The organism is Parabacteroides sp. TM07-1AC (assembly GCF_003480915.1).
Classification (GTDB): Bacteria; Bacteroidota; Bacteroidia; order Bacteroidales; family Tannerellaceae; genus Parabacteroides; species Parabacteroides chongii.
On record NZ_QUKD01000013.1, the window covers coordinates 93,972 to 117,204 of the forward strand.

General features: G+C 43.9%; 25 protein-coding genes. 14 read left to right on the plus strand and 11 right to left on the minus strand.

Features of this window, described 5'->3' with window-relative positions:
* Positions 1-699 carry an ABC transporter ATP-binding protein gene (locus DXD68_RS21405; protein WP_122363498.1) on the minus strand — a complete coding sequence of 233 codons (699 nt, stop codon included), beginning with the start codon at positions 697-699 and terminating at the stop codon, positions 1-3.
* A 213-nt stretch (positions 700-912) separates the two neighbouring features.
* On the opposite strand from DXD68_RS21405, the gene DXD68_RS21410 reads away from it, so the two are divergent.
* Positions 913-2,265: a sigma-54-dependent transcriptional regulator gene (locus DXD68_RS21410; protein WP_122363499.1), complete on the plus strand. Its 1,353-nt coding sequence runs from the start codon at positions 913-915 to the stop codon at positions 2,263-2,265.
* The gene (locus DXD68_RS21415; RefSeq protein WP_122363500.1) at positions 2,262-3,485 is read left to right on the plus strand and encodes a sensor histidine kinase; all 1,224 of its coding nucleotides are present in this window, start codon (positions 2,262-2,264) and stop codon (positions 3,483-3,485) included. The genes DXD68_RS21410 and DXD68_RS21415 overlap by 4 nt, the downstream gene beginning before the upstream one ends.
* Positions 3,486-3,562: 77 nt before the next feature.
* On the opposite strand, the gene rpmA is transcribed toward DXD68_RS21415, so the two are convergent.
* Entirely contained in the window at positions 3,563-3,829 is a 267-nt protein-coding gene (rpmA, locus tag DXD68_RS21420) for a 50S ribosomal protein L27 (RefSeq protein ID WP_075558364.1), read from the minus strand.
* Between the two features lie 22 nt (positions 3,830-3,851).
* Positions 3,852-4,169, minus strand: a complete 318-nt coding sequence (gene rplU / locus DXD68_RS21425) for a 50S ribosomal protein L21 (protein ID WP_007657805.1) — start codon at positions 4,167-4,169, stop codon at positions 3,852-3,854.
* Between the two features lie 204 nt (positions 4,170-4,373).
* Between rplU and DXD68_RS21430 the strand changes: the two genes are divergently transcribed.
* The gene (locus tag DXD68_RS21430) at positions 4,374-5,189 is read left to right on the plus strand and encodes an MBL fold metallo-hydrolase (RefSeq protein ID WP_122363501.1); all 816 of its coding nucleotides are present in this window, start codon (positions 4,374-4,376) and stop codon (positions 5,187-5,189) included.
* Between the two features lie 4 nt (positions 5,190-5,193).
* Here the strand turns inward: DXD68_RS21430 and DXD68_RS21435 are convergent, their stop codons facing one another.
* Genes DXD68_RS21435 through DXD68_RS21450 form a run of 4 tightly spaced genes read right to left on the minus strand, consistent with a single transcriptional unit; the run spans position 5,194 to position 7,623 of the window.
* Positions 5,194-5,775: a Maf-like protein gene (locus DXD68_RS21435; protein ID WP_122363579.1), complete on the minus strand. Its 582-nt coding sequence runs from the start codon at positions 5,773-5,775 to the stop codon at positions 5,194-5,196.
* 15 nt (positions 5,776-5,790) lie between these two features.
* Positions 5,791-6,312, minus strand: a complete 522-nt coding sequence (locus DXD68_RS21440; RefSeq protein WP_122363502.1) for a KdsC family phosphatase — start codon at positions 6,310-6,312, stop codon at positions 5,791-5,793.
* Positions 6,305-7,072, minus strand: coding sequence for a Rossmann-like and DUF2520 domain-containing protein (locus DXD68_RS21445; RefSeq protein ID WP_122363503.1), 768 nt, complete (start codon positions 7,070-7,072; stop codon positions 6,305-6,307). Before DXD68_RS21445 ends, DXD68_RS21440 begins: the two co-directional genes overlap by 8 nt.
* On the minus strand, positions 7,069-7,623 hold the full coding sequence (locus DXD68_RS21450; RefSeq protein ID WP_122363504.1) for a nitroreductase family protein: 555 nt from the start codon (positions 7,621-7,623) through the stop codon (positions 7,069-7,071). Before DXD68_RS21450 ends, DXD68_RS21445 begins: the two co-directional genes overlap by 4 nt.
* Positions 7,624-7,768: 145 nt before the next feature.
* Between DXD68_RS21450 and DXD68_RS21455 the strand changes: the two genes are divergently transcribed.
* The 6 genes from DXD68_RS21455 (at position 7,769) to DXD68_RS21480 (ending at position 14,913) form a co-directional block, all read left to right on the plus strand.
* Complete coding sequence (locus DXD68_RS21455) at positions 7,769-10,183, plus strand: TonB-dependent receptor (protein WP_122363505.1); 2,415 nt, start codon at positions 7,769-7,771, stop codon at positions 10,181-10,183.
* A gap of 202 nt (positions 10,184-10,385) precedes the next feature.
* Entirely contained in the window at positions 10,386-10,796 is a 411-nt protein-coding gene (mce, locus tag DXD68_RS21460) for a methylmalonyl-CoA epimerase (protein WP_075558369.1), read from the plus strand.
* A 38-nt stretch (positions 10,797-10,834) separates the two neighbouring features.
* Positions 10,835-12,388, plus strand: a complete 1,554-nt coding sequence (locus DXD68_RS21465) for an acyl-CoA carboxylase subunit beta (protein WP_075558370.1) — start codon at positions 10,835-10,837, stop codon at positions 12,386-12,388.
* Between the two features lie 21 nt (positions 12,389-12,409).
* Positions 12,410-13,294, plus strand: coding sequence for an OadG family transporter subunit (locus DXD68_RS21470; RefSeq protein ID WP_075560077.1), 885 nt, complete (start codon positions 12,410-12,412; stop codon positions 13,292-13,294).
* Positions 13,295-13,316: 22 nt separating this feature from the next.
* Positions 13,317-13,748: a biotin/lipoyl-containing protein gene (locus DXD68_RS21475; RefSeq protein ID WP_075558371.1), complete on the plus strand. Its 432-nt coding sequence runs from the start codon at positions 13,317-13,319 to the stop codon at positions 13,746-13,748.
* Between the two features lie 4 nt (positions 13,749-13,752).
* Positions 13,753-14,913 carry a sodium ion-translocating decarboxylase subunit beta gene (locus DXD68_RS21480; protein ID WP_122363506.1) on the plus strand — a complete coding sequence of 387 codons (1,161 nt, stop codon included), beginning with the start codon at positions 13,753-13,755 and terminating at the stop codon, positions 14,911-14,913.
* Positions 14,914-15,027: 114 nt separating this feature from the next.
* On the opposite strand, the gene DXD68_RS24680 is transcribed toward DXD68_RS21480, so the two are convergent.
* The 3 genes from DXD68_RS24680 to DXD68_RS21490 form a co-directional block, all read right to left on the minus strand.
* Complete coding sequence (locus DXD68_RS24680; protein WP_255419298.1) at positions 15,028-15,159, minus strand: hypothetical protein; 132 nt, start codon at positions 15,157-15,159, stop codon at positions 15,028-15,030.
* A 224-nt stretch (positions 15,160-15,383) separates the two neighbouring features.
* A complete protein-coding gene (locus DXD68_RS21485) occupies positions 15,384-17,465 on the minus strand; it encodes a BT4734/BF3469 family protein (protein ID WP_122363507.1) in 2,082 nt (693 codons plus the stop codon).
* The gene (locus DXD68_RS21490) at positions 17,462-17,851 is read right to left on the minus strand and encodes an HU family DNA-binding protein (protein WP_122363508.1); all 390 of its coding nucleotides are present in this window, start codon (positions 17,849-17,851) and stop codon (positions 17,462-17,464) included. Before DXD68_RS21490 ends, DXD68_RS21485 begins: the two co-directional genes overlap by 4 nt.
* Positions 17,852-18,332: 481 nt before the next feature.
* Between DXD68_RS21490 and DXD68_RS21495 the strand changes: the two genes are divergently transcribed.
* Positions 18,333-20,066, plus strand: coding sequence for an ATP-binding protein (locus DXD68_RS21495; RefSeq protein WP_122363509.1), 1,734 nt, complete (start codon positions 18,333-18,335; stop codon positions 20,064-20,066).
* A gap of 1 nt (position 20,067) precedes the next feature.
* On the opposite strand, the gene tsaB is transcribed toward DXD68_RS21495, so the two are convergent.
* Positions 20,068-20,763 (minus strand): tRNA (adenosine(37)-N6)-threonylcarbamoyltransferase complex dimerization subunit type 1 TsaB, encoded by a 696-nt coding sequence (gene tsaB, locus DXD68_RS21500; RefSeq protein ID WP_122363510.1) that lies wholly within the window; start codon positions 20,761-20,763, stop codon positions 20,068-20,070.
* Positions 20,764-20,961: 198 nt separating this feature from the next.
* Here tsaB and DXD68_RS21505 point away from each other — a divergent pair, with 198 nt between their 5' ends.
* Genes DXD68_RS21505 through nadD form a run of 4 tightly spaced genes read left to right on the plus strand, consistent with a single transcriptional unit; the run spans position 20,962 to position 23,162 of the window.
* On the plus strand, positions 20,962-21,834 hold the full coding sequence (locus DXD68_RS21505) for a YicC/YloC family endoribonuclease (RefSeq protein WP_122363511.1): 873 nt from the start codon (positions 20,962-20,964) through the stop codon (positions 21,832-21,834).
* Between the two features lies 1 nt (position 21,835).
* Positions 21,836-22,405 carry a guanylate kinase gene (gene gmk / locus DXD68_RS21510; protein WP_122363512.1) on the plus strand — a complete coding sequence of 190 codons (570 nt, stop codon included), beginning with the start codon at positions 21,836-21,838 and terminating at the stop codon, positions 22,403-22,405.
* Positions 22,402-22,581, plus strand: a complete 180-nt coding sequence (locus DXD68_RS21515) for a hypothetical protein (RefSeq protein ID WP_122363513.1) — start codon at positions 22,402-22,404, stop codon at positions 22,579-22,581. Before gmk ends, DXD68_RS21515 begins: the two co-directional genes overlap by 4 nt.
* Positions 22,563-23,162, plus strand: a complete 600-nt coding sequence (nadD, locus tag DXD68_RS21520) for a nicotinate (nicotinamide) nucleotide adenylyltransferase (protein ID WP_122363514.1) — start codon at positions 22,563-22,565, stop codon at positions 23,160-23,162. The genes DXD68_RS21515 and nadD overlap by 19 nt, the downstream gene beginning before the upstream one ends.
* Positions 23,163-23,233 lie beyond the last annotated feature (71 nt).

Genomic DNA, 23,233 nt, shown 5'->3' on the forward strand with positions numbered 1-23,233 from the left:
TTAGTTTGTAGTGTAAGCCAATTCTTTCAAGAAGTTTTCCGTAACCGGTTTTCCATCCAGCATGTGAACGACACGATGACTATAACGGGCATCATGTTCGCTGTGCGTCACCATAACGACGGTAGTACCCGCATCATTGAGAGATGTCAATAGATCCATGACTTCCAAACCATTCCGGCTGTCCAGATTGCCGGTCGGTTCATCCGCCAGGATCAGTTTCGGGTCATTGACTATGGCGCGGGCAATTGCCACCCGTTGCTGTTGTCCACCGGAAAGTTGTGACGGGAAATAGTTACGGCGGTGATTAAGCAGAACGCTTTTTAAAGCCTTCTCCACTTTCATTTTCCGCAAAGAAGCCTTCATTCCGCAATTCTCCAGGGGTAATTCAATATTCTCAAATACGGTAAGTTCTTCGATCAGGTTGAAACTCTGGAAAACAAACCCTATATTCTCCCGTTGCAAATCGCATCGTTTATTTTCATTCAGGCCGGTCACTTCGACACCATTAAGAAGATAAGAACCCGAAGTCGGATCGTCGAGCAATCCCAGGATATTCAATAAAGTGGATTTACCACATCCCGAAGGCCCCATGATAGCAACAAATTCATGTTCCTTTACATGGAGCGACATACTGTCCAGCGCAATTGTCTCTACTTCATCCGTCCGGTATACTTTTCTCAAATCATTTATTCTAATCATAGTATTATAAGTTATTCAGCATATTACCTATATTCGAAAACAAGCAGCGTACCAAAACATTAACACCCTATCTATTAAAGCATTAGTCTAACACACAAATTTCCAAAGTGTCCATTACCGGACACCTTCTGTATGTCTGTGGACAAAAAACAGAAACAACTTTGGGATTCACCTCATTCTTGATATATTTGCAATCTACTAAAAAGAGTTATTATGAACTTACACCAGGCAAATATACTGATTGTTGATGATGATAAAGACGTTCTGACCGCAGTACGTTTCTTGCTGAAGATGGAAGTAAAAACGATATTGACCGAAACGAATCCTGAAAATATCCATAAGCTGATCATGACCAACGACATCGACATTGTCATGTTAGATATGAATTTCAGAAGTTCCATCAACACGGGCAATGAAGGTATTTTCTGGCTGAAGGAAATAAAGAAATGGAAGCCTGCCCAATCTGTCATCATGATCACCGCCTATGCAGATATCGATCTGGCTATCAAAAGCCTGAAAGAAGGGGCCGCCGACTTTATCGTCAAACCCTGGCATAATGAAAACCTGATAAATATCCTGAGGGAAACGCTTCACAAGCAGACATCTTCCGATGTCAAAGAAAAAATAAATGAAAGGAAAACAGATGTAAAGATTGTAGGAGCTTCGGAAAGTATGCAACAATTGTTTCATAAATTACAAAAGATCGCACCTACCGATGCCAATATACTAATACTGGGAGAAAACGGGACGGGTAAGGATCTGGTAGCCCGTTATATCTATCAGTTATCCCTGCGCCGTAACTACCCGTATATAAAAGTGGATGTAGGTTCCCTGACAGAAACTCTTTTCGAAAATGAGCTTTTCGGACATAAAAAAGGAGCCTTTACAGATGCACGCGAAGATCGAACCGGGTTGATCGAGGCTGCTGACAAGGGCACACTCTTTCTGGATGAAATAGGTAATATCACTTTACAACAACAGGCCAAACTGCTGACCGTATTACAGAACCGGGAGGTAACACGTCTGGGAGCCAATGCACCGACACCGGTGGATATCCGTCTGTTATCCGCCACCAATCTACCATTACGGGAACTGGCTAATGAGACACGTTTTCGTAAAGACCTGATCTACCGGATCAATACGGTGGAAATAACGGTGCCCCCTCTCCGTGAGCGGGGTGAAGATATTATCTTGTTGGCAGAACATTTCCTGGAGATGTATGAGAAAAAGTATTTCAAGCAAAAGTTCCGTTTATCCGACTCAGCCAAAAAGAAACTGATGCTGTATCATTACCCGGGAAACGTACGCGAACTGCAATATACCATTGAAAGAGGTGTTATCATGTCAGACAGCAATGTTCTGAAAGCCGAGGATATCACCTTCTCTCCTATGGAACAGCCGGAAGGGAACAATCAGCCGATACCTACCCACAACCTGGAAGATCTGGAAAGAGCCGCTATCGAGCAGGTGATCCAAAAACATAACGGAAACATATCACAGGCGGCCAAAGAACTGGGACTGACCCGGGGAGCTTTATACCGCCGGTTAGAAAAATACGGACTATGACCATCCTGTTATCCACCCTAATCGTCCTGCTCCTTATATATATACTATATGTACGGAGAAAAACAAACCGGGAAATCGACGAGTTTGCCGAGTCGATTCTTTACAAAGACTTTTCCAAAAAATATCCGCGCTTCCAAACCATCACGGATGCATTCCTGAACCTGGCACGTGAAAAAGAAGCCCAGCAACATTATCTGAAAGAAATGTTGGAACTGGTCGACACCGGCATTCTCGCCTACGATATAGAAACCTATGAAACATTATGGATGAACGACGCTTTTACAACGATGCTCAACATTCCTCATATCAAAAATATCAACTGGCTAAAAAAACAGAACGAAGGCTTGTTCAATGAATTGCTCGATATTCCGGTAAACGAAAGTACCCTGCTGACTATCCATGCCCGGAAACAAACCATCAAAACAATGACCAATGCTTCCGTCTTTCAAACAGGAGGAAAAACCTATAAGCTGATAGCTTTCCACAACGTAAGCGCCACAATGGAAGAGGTCGAATCGGGCGCATGGAAAGGATTGCTTAATGTGATGACCCATGAGATAATGAATTCTATCGTACCCGTCTCCTCTCTTTCGGATACGCTCAGAAGGAAGATACATGCACTGAAAGAAACTTCTTCCCCACTGTCGGAACCGGATGTGGAAGATATGGAATTTGCGTTGGACACCATTCACCGGCGGAGTGACGGATTACTACGTTTTGCCGAGACATATCGTAGTCTAAGCCAGAAGATAGTGCCTGACATGAAATTCTACAACCTCTACGAGCTGTTAAACGCTATTCATTCCCTGATGAACCCGTCTTTGCAGCAGAAAGGAATCGGATTCACCCTTAAAACAGATAATCCCGACGTGACAGCCTATATGGACAGGGATCTGATCGAACAGGTGATAATTAATTTTGTCACCAATGCGACTTATGCCGTAAAAGAAAAGGAGAATCCGGAAATCCATCTTTTTTCCGGATGTGATAACGAAGGACATCCTTACATCACCGTTGCAGACAATGGATGCGGTATATCCGATACGATACGTGACAAGATATTTATCCCATTCTTCAGTTCTAAAAAGAACGGTAACGGCATCGGACTGAGTATTTCGCGGGAAATCGTCAAACTTCATAACGGAAAGCTGCATGTGCAAAGCCAGGAAGGTGCAGGAAGTGCTTTCACCGTTTTATTCAGCTCCCCAAACAAACATTAGCCTCCTCCCGGGGAAACACAAAAAGCGGAACATCCTTTCGGACATTCCGCTTTTCTTATTCTTTCGAGTAAAGCGAATTATGCTTCTGCTACGATTTCCTGGATAGAAACGAAAGATCTGTTTTCTTTACTTCTACGGAAAGTAACAACACCATCTTTCAAAGCGTACAACGTATGATCTTTACCGATACCAACGTTTTCACCCGGATGATGAACTGTACCTCTCTGGCGAACTAAAATGTTACCAGCTTTAGCAACTTCACCACCAAAAAGCTTAACACCTAATCTTTTACTTTGTGATTCACGGCCGTTCTTAGAACTACCCACACCTTTCTTATGTGCCATTTCTTCTTTTCTCCTTTAAACGTTAAGCAACAATTTCTTTAATACTCACTTCAGTGAACTGCTGACGGTGACCGTTCAGTTTACGATAACCTTTTCTTCTCTTCTTGTGGAAGATCAGCACTTTATCACCTTTTACCAGCGGAGACAGTACTTCACATACTACCTTTGCGCCTTCTACGGTAGGAACACCTACTTTAACTTCACCATTGTTGTCAACCAACAATACTTTGTCAAACTCAACAACAGCTCCGCTTTCTGCGTTCTGAATGTGATGAACGAATAATTTCTTTCCTTCTTCAGCTTTGAACTGCTGTCCGTTAATTTCTACGATTACGTACATCTGTCTTTTTATATTTAAACAGGTTATGTCCCGGGGGTGGATACATATTAAGTATCACTTGTTTACCCTCTGCAGAATTTCAGACCGCAAAATTACTGTTTCCGAATATATTATGCAAGGATTACTGGTATTTTTTTATTCTTCCCGAAATATTTATTTATCTTTATCACTAAATTCTATTCAACACATCCAAAATACACTCGTATGAAATACAAAATAACCACTCTAGTAGAAAATTGCGTGTACGGACGCCAACTCCGTGCAGAACATGGCTTGTCGTTATATATAGAAACTCCTGAACACAAAATACTTTTCGATACAGGAGCATCGGATTTGTTCATCCATAATGCAAATGTACTGAATATTGATTTGAAACAAGTAGACTACCTCATCCTTTCGCACGGGCACAGCGACCATACCGGAGGTTTGCAACATTTCATGACACTGAATGAAACAGCAAAAATAGCCTGTAAGAAAGAAATATTATATCCGAAATTTAAAGAAAACAGGGAAAACGGAATCAGGGAAACAGAACTGTCTGAACGTTCCCGCTTCTTATACATAAATAATACAACAGAGCTGGTTCCCGGTCTTTTTATTTTTCCACATATAGAAATCGTCGATCCGGAAGACACGCACTTCGACCGTTTCTATACACGAAAAGCCGAAAGTAAAATCCCCGATACCTTTGAAGATGAACTGGCGATCGCCCTGATAACAAATAATTCTTTTTCCGTCATCAGTGCCTGTTCCCATCGGGGAATCACCAATATGATCCGAACCATACAAAACAGATTTCCGGCTTTATCTCCCGATCTGATTCTGGGAGGTTTTCATATTCATAATGCGGAAACTGAAAAATTCAATGTGATCGCTCACTATTTGGCTGCGAATCCGCCCGAACGAATGGGTACTTGCCATTGTACGGGTGTCGATAAATATGCTCTCTTCCATCAGCAATTCAACGACCGTGTATTCTATAATTATACAGGAAGTGTTATCGGAATAGAAGAGTTATGACAACTTAGAACTTTTTTAATTCCTGGTACAAACGTTGTACGGGTAAGCCCATTACGTTATAAAACGAACCGTTGATGGCTTCCACTCCGACGTATCCGATCCATTCCTGTATACCATAACTGCCAGCCTTGTCGAACGGACGATATTTATCTACATAATAGATAATATCATCATCTTCCAGCTTCGCAAAGCAGACAGCCGAAGCAACAGAAAAAGAAACACTCTTTTCCCTGGTAGTCAAACAAACGCCTGTCACAACTTCATGCACATGGTCAGACAAATAACGTAACATTTCGATCGCCTCTTCACGATTGGCTGGTTTACCCAAAATACGATCGTAAGTGGCAACGATCGTATCAGCCGTGATCAGCAGTTCGTTATCAGTCATTTTCCCCATATATGCTTCCGCTTTCTTACGGGCAATATGCAAAGGGATCTCTTCAGCCGTCAATGTTTCGGGATACGACTCATCGATACCGGGAATGACTTCGACCTCAAAGTCGAGATCCAGCCCGGACAATAATTCTTTTCGGCGGGGTGAGTTCGATCCCAGCACAATACGGTATTTTAGTAGGTTAGTCAACATATGCTTCATTGTTATTTACCATCCGAAGGCTTCCGAGCTCATCCAATGGCCTTGTGCTTTCATTGTTTGTTCTATCACATCGCGGGCAACACCTTCACCCCCGTTACGTAAGGAGATATATTTGGCTATCTGTTTGATTTCCGGCGCTGCATCTGCAGGAGCGACAGGCAATCCAACCAGCTTCATTACATCATAATCCGGAATATCGTCTCCGGCATACATGACCTCTTCAGGCTTTAACCCGGTCTTTTGCAGAAAATCATGGAAGTCATGTATCTTCACGGCACTACGCATATAGATATGTTCAATACCCAGGCGGGAAAAACGGATCTGAACAGCCTCTGTATACCCACCGGTGATGATTCCCACCTGATAGCCTTTCTTTACAGCCAGCTGCAGGGCATAACCGTCTTTAATATTGACGGTACGCATCGGATCACCGTCCGGATGGAGCGGAATCACATCACACGACAACACACCGTCTACATCAAACACAAATGCTTTTATCTTCGTCAGGTCATAATTGATACTACTCATTTTGGGCCTCCTTATGTATGCTTTGGCTAAGAAGCTGATAGATCGCTTTCATATCCGGATCGTCCAGCATAGCCACATGTTTGTTAATTACATTTTCATCATACCGGATCGCCGGACCGGTTTGAGCAGCTACCGGCGACATGGAATGTATCTTTGCTGCCGTCTCGTCGATAAGCGGCAACAGGACTTCTGCCGGGATGGATTCGTTTTCCAGCAATTTATAAGATAACGTATAAATATGATTGGTAAAATTACAAGCGAACACAGCTGCCAGATGCAGACTCCTACGCTTTTCAGAAGACATGAAACGGACATTCTCTGAAAGGGCACTCGCTATATTCTTCAGATAATCCGCATCTTTTTCCGTATTGGCTTCGATGAAAAACGGGATCACCTCAAAATTCACATTCCGCCCCTTACTGAACGTCTGCAAAGGATAAAGCACCCCGAACCGTCCGGCATATCCTTCAAAAACACTCATAGGCATACTTCCGGCAGTATGAATCCACATTCCGTTATTCGATTTAACCTTGGAAATCACCTCCTGCAAAGCCGTATCTTTCAATGAAAAAACATACAGGTCCGCATCAGCCTGCAATGCTGACAGATCGTTGGTCCACGGACAACCCAGTTGTGCAGCCAACTGACGGGCGCTCTCTTCCGTATGGCTGTACACCTGTCCTATCTGCATACCGACCCGCTGCATGGCAAGTGACAAACGTGTCGCCAAATTTCCGGCTCCAACAAAAACTATTTTCATGCTTCCTTATTTTCTTCCGGCATTTTAAAACTGTCCAGGTGAATCTTTTCCCACTGCAGATGAGCTTCGTCAAACGGCTTACGCTCCTGGTCCTTATAACCGAAACCGATTATTGAAAGAACCTCCAGCTGATAAGGGATATCAAGCAGATTACGCACATACGTATTGGCATCCGTATCGTCCTCCGTCTGACGGTTACGTATTTGGCACCAGCAACTTCCCAATCCCAGATCTTCTGCCTGAAGCTGCATATAAATGGAAGCAATAGAGGCATCCTCTACCCAAACATCGCTTTCCATCACATTCGCCAGTACCACAACGGCCAGTGCACACCCTTCAAGGAATGAAGAACCTGCCGCCTTGCATCCCGCCAGCTTCTTTAGCATTTCCTTATCCTCCACCACGATAAACTGCCATGGATTCTTACGCTTGGAAGCGGGAGCCATCAAGGCTGCTTTTAAAATCATTTCGACTTGTTCAGGTGAAAGCAACTGGTCGGTAAACTTACGCGTGCTTCTTCTATTCTTGATCAGTGATGCAAAACTCTCCATTTTTATCTTACTTTTGTACTGTTAATTAATCATCTTCATCCTACAGGGAAGATATTTCCGAACAGGACAAAGATAAAGATTTTTTACACGCTGAATATACGCTTCATTCATTTTTCGCGTTAGTAAAGCTATAACATTATATATTATGAAGATTCGTGCGATAGCTGCACTGCTATTTATATTGGTTTCAATCAGCGCTTTTGGACAAAAGCATGTCAAAATAACGGGATATGTACGGGATGCCGACGGTAGTCCGCTCGAACTGGTACTTGTCCAGATTAAAAATACCCTGAACGGAGCAATGACAAACGAAAAGGGATATTATTCGATCACAACTTCTCCGGGTGATTCCGTTTCGGTCATATTCTCCTGCCTGGGTTACAACAAAGCGGAACGCATTCTGCCCAGCCTGCAACAGGACATGAGGCTGAATGTGCAGATGAACTACACCAGTATCGACCTGGGCGAAGTCGTCGCTACCGCTATCCGCAAGCAAACATCGATGCTAGAATCGCTCAATGCAGACCGTGTCAAGCTGCTCCCCGACCCTGCCGGAGGTAGTATAGAAAGCCTGGTAGTCACCTTTGCCGGGGTCTCTTCCAGTAACGAGCTGAGCTCCCAATATTCGGTTCGCGGCGGTAGCTACGATGAAAATATAGTCTACGTAAACGGCCTGGAAGTGTTCCGCCCGTTGCTGATCCGTTCCGGGCAGCAGGAAGGTTTGAGCTTTATCAATCCGGACCTGACAGAAGCCGTCAACTTCGCTGCCGGAGGATTCGAAGCACGGTATGGCGATAAGATGAGTTCCGTTCTCGATATCACTTATAAAAAACCGAAATTGTTCGAAGGTTCGGCATCCGCCAGTCTGCTGGGAGCCAATGCCTATATCGGCAGTTCGATCGGCAAGTTTACCCAGGTAACAGGTATTCGTTACAAGACCGGACGCTCCCTGCTGAAAACAATGGATACGGACGCAGAATACCAACCGGACTTCGTCGACCTGCAGTCGTACATGACCTATCAGCTGGCTCCGAAATGGGAAGTGAACTTCCTGGGAAACCTGGCATCCAACACGTTCAAATTCACACCAAATAAACGTGAAACCAACTTCGGTACGGTTGAAAACGCCCAGCGCTTTGAAGTATATTTCCCTAACAGCCGCGAACGGGATAAGTTCCAGACTTTATTCGGAGCGCTGACCCTGAAACATAATCCGAACGAGAAAACCGAGCTGGGTATTCAGGCTTCGGCATTCTCCAGCAAAGAAATAGAAACGTACGACATCACCGGTGAATACTGGCTGGGTGACGCAACAACAGAAAACAATAGCGGACAAGAAGCTCTTGAGGTAGCCCGTTATCACGAACATGCCCGCAACCGACTAAGCTCTACGATCATGAACGTAGGTCATTTCGGTAGCAGCAAAATCAAAAACCATACACTTCAATGGGGAGCGACCGTACAGATGGAAAAGATAAACGACCGCATCAGCGAGTGGGAAAAACGTGACTCGGCAGGTTACTCACTGCCCCAGACAGGAAACGGTGTCAATGTAATCTCCAACCTATATTCGGATAACGATTTATCCAGCACACGCGTATCGGGATACATTCAGGATGTTTTCAAATTCCGTACCAAACAGGGTATGTTCACGCTTATCGGAGGCGTTCGCGGAAGCTATTGGAGCTATAACAAAGAGTTTATCTTCAGTCCGCGTGTCTCTCTAGGATTCATTCCTAATTTCGACCAGCGGCTGACATTCCGTGCAGCAACGGGTATATATTATCAATCACCGTTCTATAAAGAATTGCGTACCACGGTACAGGATGCGGCAGGCAATGATGTCATCGCGCTGAATAAAGATATCAAATCGCAACGTTCCATCCATTTCATTCTGGGGGGCGATTATACCTTTAAGGCTGGCAACCGTAACTTCAAAGTCAGCACCGACCTGTATTACAAGAAACTGGATGACTTGATCCCCTATACCGTCGACAATGTAAAGATCCGTTATTACGGTGAAAACTGTGCCAAAGGGCATGCTATGGGTATCGATGTCAAATTCTTCGGCGAGTTTGTTCCCGGAACCGACTCCTGGATCAGTTTCTCGTTGATGAAAGCCCAGCAAACCATTCGCGACAAAGTAACCGTACCCATGCCAAACAGCCAGGGATATAACGTTTCCTTGTTCTTCCAGGATTATTTCCCGGGATACAAACGTGTAAAACTGAATCTGAAAGGCGTCATCTCCGGCGGACTTCCTTTTATAGCACCGCGTACAAAATACGAAGATGTCAAAGGAACATTCCGTCCCCCCGCCTATAAACGTGTCGACTTAGGCTTCTCTTACCAGTTGGCCGGAGGCACCGATGCGATCATGGACCGCGGCTTTTTCCGCCACCTGAAAAACATCTGGATCGGACTCGATGTCTTTAACTTATTTGATATAAAAAATGTCAGCTCCTACTACTGGATCACCAACATCGACAACCAGCAGTACGCAGTACCTAACTATCTGACTGGTCGACAACTCAACGCTCGGCTGATAGTGGATTTCTAAATAATATGTCAATGAGATAATTTGCCAATATGCCAATAAAAAGACAGGGGGTGTCAATGAGAAGTTAAAGCTTTCATTGGCACATTGACATATTGATATATTGGCAAATTATTATTAATGAAATATTTCTTGATTCTTCAAAAAGAATGTACCTTTGCCATCAGAACAAAAAGCATTTATCAATTAATAAATTATTATTGACATGGAAATTACACATATTGAACATCTGGGCATTGCAGTAAAAAGCATCGAAGCTTGTCTGCCGTATTACGAAGAAATTTTAGGCATGAAATGCTACAACATCGAAGAAGTAGCTGACCAGAAAGTGAAAACTGCTTTCTTTAAAGTAGGCCAGACCAAAATTGAATTACTGGAACCGACCAGCGAAGACAGCACTATCGCTAAATTCATCGAAAAGAAAGGCGAAGGCATTCATCATATCGCATTTGCTGTACCCGATGTACAGGCTGCTTTAAATGAAGCTGAAGAAAAAGGCGTTAAGCTGATCGACAAAGCTCCCCGTGGTGGTGCAGAAGGTTTGAACATCGCTTTCCTTCACCCGAAATCAACCTGCAGCGTTCTGACAGAACTTTGCATGCCTGGTAACAAATAACAAAAACACTTCATTTCTAACAACAAATCAGAAATACAATGAGTAACCAACTTGAAAAAGTAAAAGAGCTTATCGCTCTTCGCGAACAAGCCCGTCTCGGTGGTGGAGAAAAAAGAATCGAGTCTCAGCACAAAAAAGGCAAGTACACAGCACGCGAACGTATCGCCATGTTACTTGACGAAGGTAGTTTCGAGGAGTTCGATATGTTCGTTCAACACCGTTGTACCAACTTCGGTATCGAAAAAACAAAATTCCTGGGTGATGGCGTTGTAACAGGTTATGGTACGATCGACGGCCGCCTTGTTTACGTCTATGCACAAGATTTCACAGTATTCGGCGGTGCTTTGTCAGAGTCATTAGCTATGAAGATCTGTAAAGTAATGGATCAGGCCATGAAGATGGGTGCCCCTGTCATCGGTCTGAACGATTCAGGTGGAGCACGTATCCAGGAAGGTGTCAACGCTTTGGCCGGTTATGCCGAAATTTTCCAGCGTAACATTCTGGCATCAGGTGTTGTTCCACAGATTTCCGGTATCTTTGGCCCATGTGCCGGCGGTGCCGTTTATTCTCCTGCACTGACAGACTTCAACATCATGACACGCGGAACAAGCTACATGTTCCTGACTGGTCCGAAAGTTGTAAAAACTGTTACCGGAGAAGACGTAACCCAGGAACAACTGGGTGGCGCAAGCGTACACACGACCAAATCGGGTGTTGCTCATTTCGCTGTCGATACAGAAGAAGATGGTCTGCAACTGATCCGCAAATTGATCGGCTTCCTTCCGCAGAATAACCTGGAAGAAACACCGCTGATCGAATGTAACGATCCTATCGATCGCTTGGATGATGTATTAAATGATATTATTCCGGATAACACTAACCAGTCATACGATATGTATGAAGTGATCGGAACAATTATCGACAACGGCGAATTCCTTGAAGTACACGCCGATTATGCCAAAAATATTATCGTTGGTTTCGCTCGTTTCAACGGACAGACAGTTGGTATCGTAGCCAACCAGCCAAAAGTTATGGCCGGATGTCTCGACAGCAATGCATCACGTAAAGCTGGTCGTTTCGTTCGTTTCTGCGACGCATTCAACATTCCTCTGGTAACATTGGTTGACGTTCCGGGATTCCTTCCGGGAACAGGACAGGAATACAATGGTGTAATCCTTCACGGAGCTAAATTGCTTTATGCTTACGGTGAAGCAACTGTACCTAAAATCACAGTTACCCTGCGTAAATCTTATGGTGGAGCTTACTGCGTGATGAGTTCTAAACACCTGCGTGGCGATATGAACTACGCATGGCCGACTGCAGAAATCGCAGTAATGGGCCCGAGCGGTGCAGTAGAAGTTATCTTCGCAAAAGAAGTTGCTGCATCGGAAGATCCGGCAAAAGCAACTGCTGAAAAAGAAGCAGAATACAAGAAAGCATTTGCAAACCCATACAATGCTGCTCAGTACGGTTATATCGACGATGTGATCGAACCGCGTAACACTCGTTTCCGTATTATTCGCGCATTACAACAATTGCAGACTAAGAAGTTAAGCAATCCTGCTAAGAAACATGACAATCTGCCTCTATAATTCTTAAAACAGGAAATGAATATGATTAACAAAAGAATTGGAGTATTGCTGTTGTTCGTTTTGCTCGTTTCATTCGGAGCAAAAGCACAGCGTGCAACCTCCATGCGAATAAATGAAGTGTTGGTTATCAACGAAGACAACTTCGTTGACGACTACGGCAAACGTCACGCCTGGATAGAATTATTCAATACTTCTGCCGGAACGGTAAACATTGCCGGTTGTTATTTGACAGACGACAAAAACAACCCAAAAAAATATCCGATCCCGAAGGGTGATGTATTAACTCAGATTCCTCCTCATCAGCACACATTATTTTGGGCTGACGGAGAGCCGGATCGCGGAACTTTCCATGTTAATTTCACACTAGACCCGTCGAAAGAAAACTATATCGCTTTATACGATGCGGATGGTAGAACACTGATCGACGAAATCACGGTTCCGGCTGCACAAAGACCGGATGTGAGCTATGGTAGAGTAATAGACGGTCAGGAAGAATGGGCACAGCTTACAAAAGTAACTCCCAGCACAAACAACCTGACACTCGACTCGAATGAAAAGATCGAAAACTTCAAAAACAATGACTCTTTAGGTATCGGTATGACGATTACAGCCATGGCTGTTGTATTCCTGGGACTGCTCCTTCTTTACCTTATCTTCAAACAGGTCGGTAAAGCTGCGATTGCCGCCAGCAAACGTAATGCAGAGAAAGCCGGAGCTCCAGTCAGTGCCAGTGCACCTGACGAGGTTTCAGGAGAAGTCTTTGCAGCTATCGCCACGGCTCTGTATGAAATGAGCGATGACAACCATGACATCGAACATACAGTACTTACGATCCGTAAAGTCCGTCGTGCATATTCTCCATGGAGTTCAAAGATCTATAGCTTACGTGAAACTCCCAGAAAGTGATTATCTCTAAAAACAAACAAGAATGAAAAGTTTTAAATATACCATCAACGGTAACGTATATAAAGTACACATCAATTCAGTGGTTGACGATATCGCTGAAGTAGAAGTAAACGGTACACCCTATAATGTAAAGATGGAGAAACCGGCAAAAAAACAAATGGTTACTCTGAAACGTCCGGCTCAGGCTCCGACAACCCCTTCAGGAGAATCGGTTATCACACGCCCGGCTGCCTCTACCACACAGGGAGCTGTTAAAACTCCGCTGCCCGGTGTTATCCTGCAGATCAAATGTAATGTAGGCGACACTGTAAAAAGAGGACAAACTCTTCTTATCCTTGAGGCCATGAAGATGGAAAACAACATCAACGCAGACCGCGATGGTAAGATTATTGAAATTAAAGTACACAAAGGAGATTCTGTACTGGAAGGTGCCGATCTCGTCGTAATCGGATAAGAATATGCAAGAGAGTTTTATGTCATTCCTGGGTGACAACCTACAGTTGTTCCTCACCTATACAGGGGTATATAATGCAACTCCGGGCCATATCGTCATGATTTTGGTAGGTTTGCTCTTTATATTCCTTGCGATAAAATACGAGTTTGAACCTATGCTTCTGATTCCTATCGGATTCGGTATCCTGATCGGTAATATTCCTTTCAAAGATGCAGGATTACAGGTAGGTATTTATGAACAAGGGTCTGTACTGAACATCCTCTATCAAGGGGTAACCTCCGGATGGTATCCACCATTGATCTTCCTCGGTATCGGGGCCATGACCGACTTCTCCGCTTTGATATCCAATCCAAAGTTGATGTTGATCGGTGCTGCAGCCCAGTTCGGTATCTTTGGTGCTTACATTATTGCTCTTCAGATGGGATTCGAACCGAACCAGGCTGGTGCTATCGGTATTATCGGTGGTGCCGACGGTCCTACGGCTATCTTCCTGTCTTCAAAACTGGCTCCAAACCTCATGGGTGCTATTGCGGTGTCAGCCTATTCGTATATGGCATTGGTACCTATTATCCAGCCGCCATTCATGCGTCTGCTTACCACAAAGAAAGAACGTCTGATCCGTATGAAACCGCCGAGAGCCGTTTCTTCTACGGAAAAGATTGTTTTCCCGATTATTGGTCTGTTGCTGACTTGTTTCCTGGTTCCTTCCGGTCTACCTCTGTTGGGTATGCTGTTCTTCGGAAACCTGTTGAAAGAAAGTGGTGTGACACGTCGTCTGGCAGAAACTGCCCGCGGTCCGCTGATCGATACAATCACAATCCTGTTAGGTATCACGGTAGGTGCTTCTACACAGGCAACTCAGTTCCTGACCTTGAACTCTGTTAAGATCTTCGGTCTGGGTGCGTTGTCATTCGTTATCGCAACATGTGCCGGTGTATTGTTCGTTAAGTTCTTCAACCTGTTCCTGAAACAAGGTAACAAGATCAATCCGCTTATCGGTAACGCCGGTGTATCCGCCGTTCCTGACTCTGCACGTATCTCCCAGATCGTAGGTTTGGAATATGACCCGACCAACTATCTGTTGATGCACGCTATGGGTCCGAACGTAGCAGGTGTGATCGGTTCTGCTGTAGCTGCCGGTATCCTGTTAGGATTCTTGGGATAAGATTCAATAGGGATATTCAATAGATATTCTAAAAATAAAAGATGGCATGTGAAATGGGTTTAAGACTCCATTTAGCATGCCATCCTTGCATTAATAGCAGTTCACTTACATACTTTATTCAACCACCATCGGACTCACTACCGGATCAGCCACTTCTTCCACTGTTGTTCCGACGAATAACCATACCATCAGGAGGACAATTGCTACAACTACCCCGATGACCAACCATACATTTTTCTTTTTCATATTTATGCTACTCTGTTTCTATTATATGAGCATAAAACAGCAGATACAATGATTTGGTTTAAAACCAGCTATCATAATTCTTTTTTCACAAAACAACCATCATACTATCATCAATCAAACATAAAACAATGATTATAAAGGAATTAGCCTTATGATAGTTATTCATTTAAACCATCATAACATCTATCATACTATCATATCACACTTCATAAACATAGTGATATTCAGTTATTTACACCCTTTACATAATAACAAGTCCCTCGCGTCATCCGTTTATTAGGTACATTGTTTCGCTTCAAAAGTTTACCAAAGTTGAGTATCATCTTCTTCGTAATAACAAAACCGGGTTGTTTCTCTGCAATTATATCCAATATCTCCGATGCCAGCAAAGGTTCTATCCCTTCCGTATCCTCTGAAATACAGAAATAACGCAGGAACAATTGCTCTTCCGCCGGAATTTGCTGGAAACGCCAGTTGTTCTCAACGATTGCCGCCTCCTCCTCATGCGTAAACCAATACCGTTCGCCACGGCGCAACATCTCTTTTGCTTCGGCATACAGCTGCTCGTAATCGACCGGCTGGAGATAGTCGATCAGACCTTCCACTTCCACGCAGATAAAACGACGGCTTCCGGTCGGATCGGTCAGCAGATCGAAATTATTGCTGGTAGCGATAAAGGTTGCATAACGTCGCAGGCTGCGCGTCGTACTCTGATAAGGTAAGCGAGCATTGACCACGGCCTTTTGCAAAACATGCTTCAGAAAACTTTGATGCGAAGCCTTTACCGAATCGAACTCGTCGATATTGATCAAGGCATAGCGATGCAAAGCCAGTTCTGCCTCCTTCTTATTACCGAAATCGATGCTGTCGGTATAAAAAGGACGAAGCGACGGAGGCAACAAGTTCAGGCAATAGGTCGATTTTCCGCATCCCTGGTCACCAACCAGCAACGGCGTCGTACTGTTTCCGTGTTCTTTATCCAGCTGCATCCAATGAGCTACCATGCTCAGGAACCAACGATAAAAGCAATCACTCCATAACGGGTTATTGTTAGGAACCCGCGCAGCCATCTCATGAATATGCGACTTGCCATCCCATACCGGAAGATTCGCAAGAAAAGCATCGATAGGATGAAACAAGGGTATCTGATCTGAATATACATACCGGTCGATATCTTTATCCCACACATTCAACCCCTCTTTCTGAGCCTCCAGGCAAATACTGTTACGCACTTTCAGGGTGTAAGGCCGGTACGCGAACTGTATGACCGAACGGTCGAGATATTCCACCTCCCCACTCATCTCGTTCATCCGGAAGAAATAACGTCTTGCCATGAATTCATCCAGTTGCATCACCATCGAAAGACATTCCGGCAAAGGTAATTTACCTCCGATCGCTTTCTTCAGCAGATAAACTCCCCGGAATACCTGCCTCACCAGTAATTCATGCGACTTCAAAGCCTCATACCGTAAGGTCCACCCTACCGCCTCTTCCTCGGGAATCCCCAGACGGCAACTATTTTGTGCCATCTCCGTAAACAATGCATGCAGATCGTCACTCTCCTTTCCGGCAAATTTACGGACCGCTTCCAAAAGCACGATACTGAACAGGGTTGCAATCTGCGTATTACGTTTCACGCCCGGCAACAGACGTTCGATCGGATCGAGCGGAACCTCCTGCACGATACGGAGTTCGCTTTCCTCCGGCATCCGTATCGGTTGTTCCATTCGGATCGATATCGCCGCCGGATTATAATACAGCCCGGTATCATAGCTGACACGTGTCCCCCGCTCCGGCGACGGCTCTTTCAATGTGATCATGCTGCTCAACTGAGGCTGAAAATGCCTGACCGCCAACTGATAGGCCGCCGCATGAAAGAGAACGGCTTTCTCCCGGCTACGCGGCAACTTGCCATCGGGCAGCGTAAAAGGCACGACAATCTTCACGGACTTGCCGCTCAATCCAATGAAAGCCAGCAAGGTCTGAGGCATGGCAGCCGCCTCCTCACGTATCGATGCGGCTTCTTCCGGACCGGACAAACCGTTCACTTCCAAAAGGATATACCCGGTATAGTTTTTCATCTGTACCTTCCCGTCTTTCCGCAGAAATGTTGCTCCCCACACGATCACAGGCAATTTCCGTATCCACTCGTTCGTACGCCCCGGCAATGAAAAGCGTAAACTGGTACGGACATTAGCCACCTGTACCCCCATTTTATCTGAGCGTAACATCTCCATCACAGGTTCCAGGCTACGTATCTGCAACATAAGCTGGTCTTTCTTATAACGATATTGGCTTACTTTCATTCGAACGGGTATCTTTCAAATTTAAAAAACTGCATTTCCTTACGTAATCGTGCCCCCATCCTGAAACAGACGCGTTTCGCTTTTACCCGATGCGGCGTACAATCCTTCGCTTTCTCATACCCTTCACTCCCTGCCGAGAGATACAGGTCACCCATATCCTTCAGTTCGACGGAATAGCCTTCTTTCAAACGTTCAAGAATAATATCACTCATCTCGCAGACTGTGGCAAGCACATCTCCGCGCGTCAATGAGCAGCGAGCAGCGATCTCTTCCGCCAACTCCTCGGTAGTGACCCGCCCCGTCGTAACGGGTACTCCATAAAACAGTTTCTTTTCTATCGGACCTGTCTTATCCGATTTTGTGCGAACTACATAGAAATGTGCCATAGGTCGGTACTTTATTTTAATAATAATACTAGAAAACTTCACCAAAACGGGCATTTTACCCCATTTTACACCCGGATCTGAACGATGCTCACACCCGGGTCTCAGGGGTATTCAGACCCGGAGGCCAACACCTTTTCCTCCTTACAAATATAATAAAAACATAGCACATAAGCAATGTTTTTCAATAGTTTATTTCATTTTAGACAATATATTTCCGACCTGTCTATTTATAGATTTCAGTATTACAACGCACTTATCATGAATGATGGTTGATGATAGTTGAATGATAGTTTAAAACGGCAACCATCATAATATAAAATACTAATAAACAATATGTTAAACAAAATAATGATAGTATGATAGTTATTTTCAAAAATTATTTTGGACAAGATGATAGGAATATGATAATGGAATCTTCCCGATCATTGCTTTATTTACCGGAATAAATTAACTTTGTATTCATTATTAAAAAGTTGCCATTATGAATCAAGTAAAAGGTATACCATACGGAATATCCGATTTCAACCGGATGAGGAACGATAATTTTTATTTCGTGGATAAGACGGAGTATTTGCCGCTTATTGAAAAGATGCCCAGCTATCTTTTCCTCATTCGTCCGAGGCGTTTCGGGAAAAGCCTGTTCTTAAGTATGATGCGTACCTACTATGACATTTTGCAACAGAAGAATTTCGACAAATATTTCGGAGATCTATGGATCGGAAAACATCCGACCGACCAGCGTAACCGCTATCAGGTCCTTTATTTCGACTTCTCGAAGGCAGGATGTTCATTGCCGGGAAGCGATATGATGTCAAGTTTTAATGAGTATTGCAGTATTATCATTAACCAGTTTGCACACGAATATGCCCCTTTCTATGATGCCGACTTCAAGACAACGGTAGAAAGCCTGGAAAGCGCAAAGGCTAAACTTTCCTACATAGAAATAAAAGCAAAAGAGAAAAATCATCCGTTGTACCTTATTATTGATGAATACGATAACTTCACGAATGTCATACTAAGCGAACACGGGCAAAAAATGTTCCGTGACCTTACACATGCCAGTGGTTTCTACCGCGAATATTTTAAACAATTCAAGGGAATGTTCGATCGTATCTTCATGATGGGTGTCAGTCCCGTTACACTGGACGATCTTTCCAGCGGATATAATATCGACTGGAATATTTCAACAGACGAGACATTCAACTCCATGATGGGATTTAACGAAACGGAAGTTCGCGAAATGTTCCACTATTATCATCAGAATAATGTGTTAACTGGCGACATTGAAACAATGATAACAGAGATGAAGCCATGGTATAACAACTATTGTTTTGCACCTAAAAGCTTGAATGAGGACAGGGTGTTCAATTGTGATATGACGCTTTATTATCTGAATTTTCAAATACAGAGACATCGTGCGCCGGATGAGATGGTAGACAAAAATATTCGTACGGATTACAGCAAATTGAAAATGCTTGCTCGCATCGATCATGATAGTGCACACGAAGGGAATCGTATGAGTACAATCGAAGAGATTGCCGCAAAAGGCGAAATCATTGTTGATTTGCATACCTCGTTTCCAGCAGAGAAAATAGCAGAGCACGACAATTTCAGAAGCCTACTCTATTATTACGGATTACTCACGATATGCGGTACACGCGGTGACCGCCTGAAGATGTGTATTCCTAATAATTGCGTTCGAGAACAATATTTAGGTTTCCTTCGCGATTACTACCAGCAAACATTCCCTGTCAATTTATCTTACCTACAAGATTTGATTGACAACCTTGCTTTCGACGGTCTTTGGAAACCATTCTTTGAAGCTGTTGCACGTGCTTATCATGAAAATTCGTCCGTACGTGATGCAATGGAAGGGGAAAGGAATTTACAGGGTTTTCTGAAAGCGTACCTGGCATTGTCTTCCTATTATCTGGTAGAGCCTGAACTGGAAATGAATTACGGATATTGCGACTTTTTCCTTTTGCCAAACAAACAGCGTTATCCCGATATAAAACACAGCTACATCCTCGAACTAAAATATGCAACCCGTAATGCAACCGACAAGGAGCTTGAAGCACAGGCAGAAGAAGGACGTAGTCAATTATACCAATATAGTGAAGACAAAAAAGTACAAGAATTGACGGAAGGGACAACCCTCCACCGGCTGCTATTGCAGTTCCGGGGGTGGGATATGGTAAAGTGCGAAGAGGTATAACCTACCCCAGCACTTTATTCTTAGCGATCGTAGCCTGGAACTCTTTCAAGTAGAATGGCTCGAAGTAAGCTACATCTTCAAACTGACCGGCTGTAAATGCTTTTTCTGCCAGGGGAATCATATTAACCGCCAACGGATGAATATCATCCAGGAAAATCGCATTCGGGGAAGCGATCGCTTCACGGCATTTGGCAGCACCATTGCCGAAGAAACAAACTTTGCCTTTTTCCAGATAAGAAGCATAGGTATCGGCATCTACTATATCAGCCGAAGTTCCGCGAACTTCTTTCAAATCTGTATCGTAAATAGCTGCATATACTTCCATCCGACGGGCATCCAGCATCGCACAATACAAAGTATCTTTGTCGGCAGGTTGCTGTTTCAAAGCAGCAACAGCCAGTATTTCCAGTGTATGAATGCTGATCAACGGGATACCGTATCCGAAACATAATCCTTTGGCAACCGATACGCCGATACGCAATCCGGTATATGAACCGGGACCGCTGCTGACAGCTACAGCCTCCAGCTTCAAACCTTTCGCTTTCACTACCGCAATAGCTTCTTCCGCATAAACGCCCAGCAAGGCTGCATGTGAAGGGCCCTCAAACGAACTTTTCTCAAAAAGCACCTCACCGCCGGCTGACAGAGCAACGGAGCAGACAGAGGTCGATGTTTCAATATTTAAAATACAAGACATATTAATTGACAATTGATAATTGACAATTGACAATTATATTTGTCAAAAGCCAATCTTTTGATAATGGATGCAAAAGTATAAAATAAACAGAACAGAACGGACGAAAACATCTATTTTATTCACCTTTTCAATTAATTGTCAATTGTCAATTGTCAATTGTCAATTGATTAATTTATCTTTGCACAAATTTTTAGAACAATGATACAATCAATGACTGGATTCGGTAAGGTTACAGCCGAACTTCCTTCAAAAAAGGTAACCGTAGAAATAAAAGCGCTCAACAGCAAGCAACTGGATTTATCAACCCGCATTCCGTCTATCTACAAAGATAAAGAAATGCAAATCCGTAGCCAGCTGCTTCAGTCGCTCGAACGGGGTAAGGTCGATTTCAGCATTTACATTGAATATATAGGAAAAGATACTCCTACTCAGATTAACCTCACAGCTTTTGAAAGTTATTACAGCCAGATCAAAGACATCGCAGACAAACTGAATATCGCACTTCCTACAGACTGGTTCCAGACATTACTGAAAATGCCGGATGTTATCAAGTCGGAAATTGTAGAGGTAGACGAAAGCGAATGGGAAGTTGTTTTCACAGCAGTAAAAGAGGCCATCAAACATCTTTGTGATTTCCGTATCCAGGAAGGCGCCATGTTGCAGAAGCTGTTTGAAGAAAAGATCGGTAACATCGCCCGCTTACTTGCAGAAGTGGAAGAATACGAAGGCGAACGTATCGAAAAGATCAAAGCACGTATCATGGATAACCTTGAGAAGGTGGCAAACCAGGATTACGATAAGAATCGTTTTGAACAGGAAATGATCTATTACATAGAGAAACTGGATGTAAACGAAGAAAAGAACCGTCTCGACAACCACCTGAAATATTTCATCAGCACAATGAAAGATGGACATGGACAGGGTAAAAAGCTTGGTTTCATCGCCCAGGAAATGGGACGCGAGATCAACACCCTCGGTTCGAAAAGCAATCATGCAGAAATGCAAAAGATCGTCGTTCAGATGAAAGACGAACTGGAACAGATCAAAGAACAGGTATTAAACGTTTTATAATATGGCTGGTAAACTAATTATATTCTCCGCCCCGTCAGGCTCAGGTAAATCAACCATTATCAACTATCTGCTGAAGCAGAACCTGAACCTGCATTTCTCTATCTCGGCGACAAGCCGTGCTCCTCGCGGAACAGAAAAGGACGGCGTGGAATACTATTTCCTGACTCCCGACGAATTTCGGGCACGCATCGCTGCCGATGAATTCCTGGAATATGAGGAAGTCTACACCGATAAATATTACGGGACACTGAAAAGCGAAGTGGAACGTATCCTGAACGAAGGTAATAACGTGATATTCGACGTCGATGTAGTAGGCGGTTGTAATATCAAGAAGTTCTATGGCGATCGTGCTTTGTCGGTTTTCATTCAGCCTCCCAGTATCGATCACCTGCGTGAACGCCTGGTAGGTCGTGGAACAGATACACCGGAAGTAATCGACAGCCGTATCGCCAAAGCGGAGTTTGAGCTGGGATTCATCCCCCACTTCGATGTTTGCATTGTAAACGATGATCTGGAAACGGCACAGAAAGAAGCCTTTGAAGTAATTAAAAACTTTCTTTCAAAAGAATGAATACAAACGGACAACTGCCCCGCAAATGGGGATACATCTTTGCTTTAACCGGCATTGCCGCATTAGGAACTTGTATTGCCGGTATTCTCTATAAGGAATATATTATTGCATTTGCAACCGGATTGGTATTCGGTGTACAGGCATTCAATTTCATCAAGTGGAAAAGACAGCGATAAAAGATCATACAAGAATAAAAACCGGAATCTTTTCCGGTTCGTTCAACCCGGTTCACATCGGCCATCTGGCTTTGGCTAATTGGCTGTGTGAATTTGCCGGATTGGATGAAGTATGGTTCGTCATCACTCCCCATAATCCGCTGAAAGACCGTAGCAACCTGATGGACGACCAGCTTCGGTATGAATTAGTTGAAGCTTCCATTGCAGGGTATCCCAAATTCAAGGCAAGCGATTTCGAATTTACGCTCCCACAGCCTACTTATACGATCGATACACTCCGCGCACTTGAAAAAACATATCCCGACCGTCAGTTCCATTTTATCATGGGAGCCGACAACTGGGCTTCCATCAGACGCTGGAAAGAATCGGACCAGCTGATCACCCATTACCCAATCCTTATTTATCCGCGTAAAGGATACGAGATACATATCCCGTCAGACATTCCTTCTATCCGCAAAGCGGATGCCCCTTTAATGGAAATTTCTTCCACCTTTATCCGCGAATCATTGAAAGCCGGAAAGGATGTGCGTTTCTTCCTACCGGAAGCGATACGCAATCATAAGTGCTTTTCTGATATATAATTAAGTAAACAACGACTCATTTAGCCGATAAATGAGAATAATTTTGTAATTTTGCGCCGTATTATACAAAA